The organism is Glycomyces sp. NRRL B-16210 (assembly GCF_000719515.1).
In the GTDB taxonomy this organism is placed as follows: Bacteria; Actinomycetota; Actinomycetes; order Mycobacteriales; family Micromonosporaceae; genus Glycomyces.
In genome coordinates, this window is the sequence record NZ_JOGR01000002.1 from 337,431 (window position 1) to 343,430 (window position 6,000).

The 6,000-nt window shown below is 66.7% G+C and carries 6 protein-coding genes and 1 pseudogene; all 7 read left to right on the forward strand.

The features are described from left to right. The first annotated feature begins 455 nt into the window (after positions 1 to 455). Positions 456 to 854, forward strand: a complete 399-nt coding sequence (locus IF12_RS0104265) for a DUF5980 family protein (RefSeq protein ID WP_156036806.1) — start codon at positions 456 to 458, stop codon at positions 852 to 854. A gap of 467 nt (positions 855 to 1,321) precedes the next feature. Beyond that, on the forward strand, positions 1,322 to 2,068 hold the full coding sequence (locus tag IF12_RS0104270; protein ID WP_030154929.1) for a hypothetical protein: 747 nt from the start codon (positions 1,322 to 1,324) through the stop codon (positions 2,066 to 2,068). Then, complete coding sequence (locus IF12_RS0104275) at positions 2,065 to 2,508, forward strand: hypothetical protein (protein ID WP_030154931.1); 444 nt, start codon at positions 2,065 to 2,067, stop codon at positions 2,506 to 2,508. The genes IF12_RS0104270 and IF12_RS0104275 overlap by 4 nt, the downstream gene beginning before the upstream one ends. A 434-nt stretch (positions 2,509 to 2,942) precedes the next feature. Next, positions 2,943 to 3,101: a hypothetical protein gene (locus tag IF12_RS25475; RefSeq protein ID WP_156036808.1), complete on the forward strand. Its 159-nt coding sequence runs from the start codon at positions 2,943 to 2,945 to the stop codon at positions 3,099 to 3,101. A 402-nt stretch (positions 3,102 to 3,503) separates the two neighbouring features. Beyond that, positions 3,504 to 4,967, forward strand: a complete 1,464-nt coding sequence (locus tag IF12_RS0104280) for a hypothetical protein (protein ID WP_030154934.1) — start codon at positions 3,504 to 3,506, stop codon at positions 4,965 to 4,967. After that, positions 4,958 to 5,329, forward strand: a complete 372-nt coding sequence (locus IF12_RS0104285) for a hypothetical protein (RefSeq protein WP_030154937.1) — start codon at positions 4,958 to 4,960, stop codon at positions 5,327 to 5,329. The genes IF12_RS0104280 and IF12_RS0104285 overlap by 10 nt, the downstream gene beginning before the upstream one ends. A gap of 6 nt (positions 5,330 to 5,335) precedes the next feature. Beyond that, positions 5,336 to 6,000 (forward strand): annotated as a pseudogene (locus tag IF12_RS0104290) (hypothetical protein); the annotation flags it as partial.

Sequence of the window (6,000 nt, forward strand, 5' to 3'; positions counted from 1 at the left end):
CGAGAAATCATTGGTAAATATGGGAAAAGCTCGATGAAGTGGGACGACTCACAGCCATTGGGGACTGGCGGTAATGCCGTGATCATCGGCGGGGCAAGCGTTTTCGATGCCTGCTCCATTTCAGAACGCGCGTGTACGTCCTTCGGGGACGGATGGCACCGGCGGCTCGCGCGCCGCCCTTCGGTGACCGAGGGTGACTCGGGGCGCGGCCTGGGCGCACGACGCAGGTGGGGTCGAAAGTTGCACGGGCGCTGGGCAAAGAATCGTCTAAATATTTGAAACTTCAAGTAATTGTGCCGGATTCGTCTGGCTTGTACCGTGATTCACGAGGTCTCAGGGTGGCCGGCACCAGCCCTGGCGGGGGAGACGACTCGGTGCCGAGACCTGGAGGTCTCTCGATGAAGTCGGTCTCTCGATCCGTCAGATTGATGCTCGCCGTCGTGTTCGGATTGGCGATGAGCATGTCGTTCACCGCCTCGGCGTCCGCCACCTCGGACGCGCCGCCCGCTCCGGAGGCGACCTGGGAGCTGTCCGCTTACGAACAGCGGCTCTGCATCCCCGCAAACGCGCCCTACTTCTCCTACTTCGTCGGCTTCGTCTCGGGTCACTGGACCTCACCGCTCCTGTCCGAGGTGGACGGCCTGCCCGAGGGCACCACCTACCAACTGGACGAGTCGGTCCCGCCGGGCGACAACGGCGACCGGTCCGTCGGGATCATCTGGCTCTTCGTCGACCTGCCCCCGCTGGACTACGGGGACTACTCGGCCACCCTCACCGTCACGGACGGGACGTCGACGCAGACGATGCCGATCCTGATCAGGGCGCAAGAGAAGTGGGGCTGCGGAATCGCCTAAGTCTTCATTGGTCATTGAGGTCGATCGACGGGTTCCGATCCTGAGCCAGGTCCATTGACCGGTCTCGTAGTCGGTCGTATGCCGAGTCGTTTGCGGTACTGCTCGGAATCGGTGGCCGTTGAGACATCTCTTGATCATGCTTCGGCGATGGGTGTCGCCCTCGACCGCTCACGAGCGGTCGAGGGCAACACCCATCGCCGTGTCCGCACCGGTGTTCACTGCGGTACGGGAAGAGTGGCGGGATCGGCAGGGCGCTGGCCGCCCATGGCACATGTCTTGGTGCTCGGGGACACCGGTGTCTGCTTGCTTCCGATAAGGTCGCGGTTGCCGTGGGTGCGCCCCTCGCACTCTGGCTCTTTGAGACGACCGGTTCGATTGGAAAGGCCCCCATGACATCGACGGACGAAGATCCTGCTCCGCACCGGCTCCCGTCCGGGGCCGTGACAGGAGAACGGAGCTGATCGGCGGTGGCGAATCTTCGTGAACTGGCCGCCCAGATCGAGTCCGATCGAGCCGCGGTCGAGGCGATGTCCGGACTCATCAACTCCTCGAAGGAGCAAGCCGAGCAGACGGCCGGGGCGATCGGCGATCTTGGCTTCGAGCGTTCCGCTGCGCGGGCGCGGCAGGTGGTCGAGAAGATCGAGGAAGCCGAGTCGATCCGGGCCACGTTGCAGGGATCGCTGGTCAAGGCGCATTTTCAGGTGATGTCGGCCGTACATGGCAGAATCGGTCCCGGTGCTCCCGGCTCGGGAGCGATCGTGCCGCTCACGCGAATGGATGCGGACACCGGTGCGCCGAAAGCCGGTCTCGATGCCGTCCCGCCGCATGTGCGGCAGGAGCCGACCCCGACCGGCGAGGAGCTGACCGGCGTCGATCCAAGCCTCACTCCATTCCAGAAGGAGCACGAGGGCGCCAACGACGACCAGGGAATGAGCAAGTTCCGTCGCGGGGCGCGCAATATGGCTCGGAATGTCGGCGACCTCAAGGATGCGGCGGACCAGCTCGCTAAGCCGACCATGACCGAGATGGGGACCCGATGGGAACCGCCGGAAACCTACCCGGTCGTGGGGACCCCCGAGCCCGCACCGGTGTTCACTGCGCCGGTTTCGGCGCCCGCCGACCACCAGAACGCTGTCGGTAACCTCGTAGTCGTGGCCGTGCTCGTGGCCGAGGTGGCCGCGCGGAGAATCAAAGGCCGGAAAGGCAAACGATGACCCTTAACCCGCTGTTTCGAGAGACCTTGAAGGCTGCTGCGCTCGGTGACTCCGAGGAGGCCAACCGGCTCTACGACCAGATTCCCGAAGCCGAGGTCGAGCAGTACAACATGTTCATCGTGGCGTTCTTCGCGATCTGCCTTGAAGTTCGATTCAAGAATGATCAGAGCCTCGCCGCGATCAAGGCGTTCGCCGATGAGATGCGATACGACTACCGAAACGCGGAACCGCCGGTCAAGCAACTCGTGGTCGAGGGCCTCATTCGCGGCATGATGGGCGAAGAGGAAGTGCTCCAGGAGATTTCGCCCGCCGATCAGTATCGAACTCAGTTGCTGGCGATTAGGAAGATCGTAGGCCAGTCTCCCGAGATGCAGACTGGTCTGACTCCCTTCCTGTCCGATGCCGAAGGTCTTGCATCCCAGTGGATCAGCGAAAGTTAGTCGACTTCGTCGGGTAGGGGGTGGTGGCGGGGCCGAAGGGCCCCGCCGCCACCCCCTACACGTCTGGGCTCTGGGCGGCGTCGAAACCCATAGCGGCGCTCGCGGCATAGGCCCTCGACAAGGTGCTTCAGGTCTTGAACGATCGCTCGCGCGGAGCTGGTCTGGGCAAGGATCCGCGAAAGCTAGGCGGACAGGTCTTCTGATGATGCTGCGCCGGTCAATGGGTTGGTGACCCTCGGGGCCGGGGGCCCGAGAAGAGCACGGCCCGGGCCGGGGTTGCAATGACATGTGCGTTCACAGCGTCTGGCGGTTGCGCTCGGTCCCGGCTCGGCGGCTTGACCTGCCGGGTTCATTGTGTCGGCGCGGCTTGTCGGCCGGATTCCGTTGCCGCCGACCTGTTGAAGCCGACTTCGGTGCTGCGATGGTCAGAGCTGATGAGTTGGATCGTGCCTCGTCGGCTTGAAGCCGGTTTCATCCACCGGATTCTTCACCCGCCTTCTTTCGCACTCATCGGCGAGCGTGATTTTTCGGTCGCGGATGAGGCAGCGTTCGTCGATGAGTCAATTGGACCAACTGACAGCGACGACGAATGAAGGTGGATCAGATGGCTCGGCATTGGGCATATCCAATGTTCGCACAATGCCGCATCTTCACCGGAAATACTTGTGTCGCAATAGAGGGCGGGCAAACCTCGCCGTCTCCGATGCCGCAAGGGGTAAGGGGTCCAGGCCAGGGGCCTGGACCCCTTACCCCTTGGACGCGTTGTGAACCACTCTGTGTCGTTAGTTGACAGCGGGCCGATGTTGAGTCATCATCGGACACAGCTTCACGATCTTGGAAGTGGGGCAGTCTGTTACGTCTCGAACGGAGATTATTACGTCGCATCCAGATCGTATCGGCCTTTATCAATAGGCCAGAATAGAAACGCCGCCCGGCGGACCGAGTCCGCTAAAACCAGTCCCGCCGGGCGGCCCAACAACAGAAGGAGACCTTCCGTGTCGTCACCGACGATACGCTATTCGGGCGTACCTGAAAACAGCCATTCCCGCGACTTCGAATCCGATGTCGCCTCCTACACCCGCACCTCCCGTCACGAGGCCCCGGACCAGGCTCGCGACTCGGACCTGACCCACCGGTTCCGGGCCGCCGCAGCCGCCGACAAGTCCGCCGGCATCGTCACCACGACCGATTCCGTACCCGCTGGTCCCGTGGACCTCGTTCCGGGGTTCGCTCCCGGCAAGTCCGGTCCCGTCAGCGACGATCCCCGGCACAACCGCGAGTACCCGCACCCGAAGAACCCCGGCCTGTTCGCCGAGGTCGACGGCTTCTACGACTGGGCGAACCGCCGCCTGTTCCTCGCCGACGGTTCACCCGATCCGATGACACCGGGCGCCTACCGGTACCAGACCCGGCCCGACCTGTGCGACCTCGACGCCTCCGACGCCGACCCGTCCAGCCCGCGCTACGAGCCCGATCACCTGCGGCACAAGCCCGGTGACACGTGGCTGATCGACAAGCGCCGTCCGTACGACGTGCTCGACCCCGGCCCCTTCGGTTCCCCCGGTTGGTTCCCCGACCGCAGGACCGGGCGCCACCGGCGCGACGAACTCCCCGATCCGATCCCGTGGTGGGAAATCGAGGAGGAACCCGAGAAGGCCGCATGGGCCGAGCAGGCCGAGGCGCTCTGGGAGCGCCGCACCCGCAAGACCCGCGAACTCGACGCACGCGAAGCCCGCGAGCGCGAGTCCGAGTCCGCCCAGGCGTCCCGCACGGAGGAACCGATGCCGTCCGATCGCACCGATCCGCCCGGCGGCTCGGGTTCGTCACGCGCCCAAGGCGGTTCGCAGGACCGATCGCGGGCCCGCGCTCACGAGTCCTCGCAGAGTCGTACTCAAGACGACTCGGAAGGCGGTTCCCGAAGCGGTGGCCCGAGCCGCGCCCTGGACCGTACCCAGGGCCGGAACGCGGTCCGTCCACAAAGCAGCGAGACCGAGCGGGCCGAGCCGGTCCGCAGGCCAGCTCCGGGCCCGTCCCTCGATGAGCCGTACCGGTTCTCGAAGCTCCGCGAGGACGCCTGGGACCAGTTCATGATCAAGTCCGCGCCGCTCGCCGCCGCGCACGAGACCACCAAGCGCGTCGCCGGTCAGACCGCTGACCAAGCCGCCGGGCAGCGTGACTCCGACGGGTCGGGACGGGCGCGGTGGATCGTGCGGCGGCTCGCGGACGCCGTGCGGCGCACTCGCAAGTGCTACCGCCCGCCGTCCCGCGTCGAGGCCCGGCCCGCCGGTCCCCAGGCGCCGCGGCGCCCGGGCGGTCCGCGCCCGGCCGACTACACCGCGATCGCCCTGCGCACCTCCCAGATGGCCTCCGCGTTCCGCGGAGCCGAGCGCGCCCGGACCGAACTCGCCGCGGCCCGCGTCGTCCCGGACGTGAAGCTCGGAGGTGCGGCATGGGCATGACGCACCTCGGCCCGCACCGGGCCCGCGCCCGCTATGAGAAGGCGCTCAAGGCGATCCCGCTGCCGGTCCGATCCCTTGAGGGCATCGATCCGGGCGTCCTGGTCAACGTCGGCGAGACCGAGATCGCCGGGCGCCGCATCGAGTTCGGGATCCTCCCGGGCTCGCCGCGGCTGTGGATCACCGTCCCGGACCATCTCCCGCCGGTCATCGGCTACGCGGCCGGATTCGACTCCCGGCGGCTCGACATGCACCTCACCGAGCTCGACCACTTCGACTGGACCACCAGTCCCGGCAGGGTCGCGGCGCTCAAGCGCGCCGCGTTCGCGGCCTGGACGAGCGCCCAACGCGACTGCGAAGGATAGGAACCCATGCCCGACATCGAGATTCAGCCGCTGCGCGAATCCAACCGCGCCCTGTTCCGAGCCCACGCGACCGCCCGGTTGCGCGGGGACGCCACTGGGGCCCTGGAGTTGGCGCTCCAGATCGGCGAAGGGAGGCGGATGGCGCACCTGCTGTACGTGCTGTACCTGTTCACCCGGACCGTGTACGACGAGTTCGGCGACGCCCCCGACCCGAGCGACCTCGCCGAACTCACGAAACGCCTGCACGAGCGGCACTTCTGGCCCGGGAGCGAGTTCCGGGCGATCCGCGCCGAGGCGATGGTCCGGGGCGTGTGCGGGGAGTCGGTGCTCCTGACCGAGGTGCCGGTGGCCGAGCAGCCCACGTACATGTGGGCGGTCATCGCCGACCTGGCCGATCCCCAAGCGACGGACGCCGAAATCGCCGCGTGCCTGGACCGGGCCGAGGCGCTCGGGACCGAGATCGTGGGGAGCGGCTGGGACGCGTTGTTCAGCGCCGCACCGGGGGAGCGGGTTGAGGGCGCACCGTGCGTGCCGCCGGTTTCGCCCGAGCAGCCTGTGCCTCCAGTTTCGCCTGCTCCGTCCGCCACGTCCGAGGCGTTCGCACCGTTCGCGTCATGCGGGCCGCGTGCCGAGGGCCCGCCGACCGGCCCGCCCGCTCAGCCCACCCATCC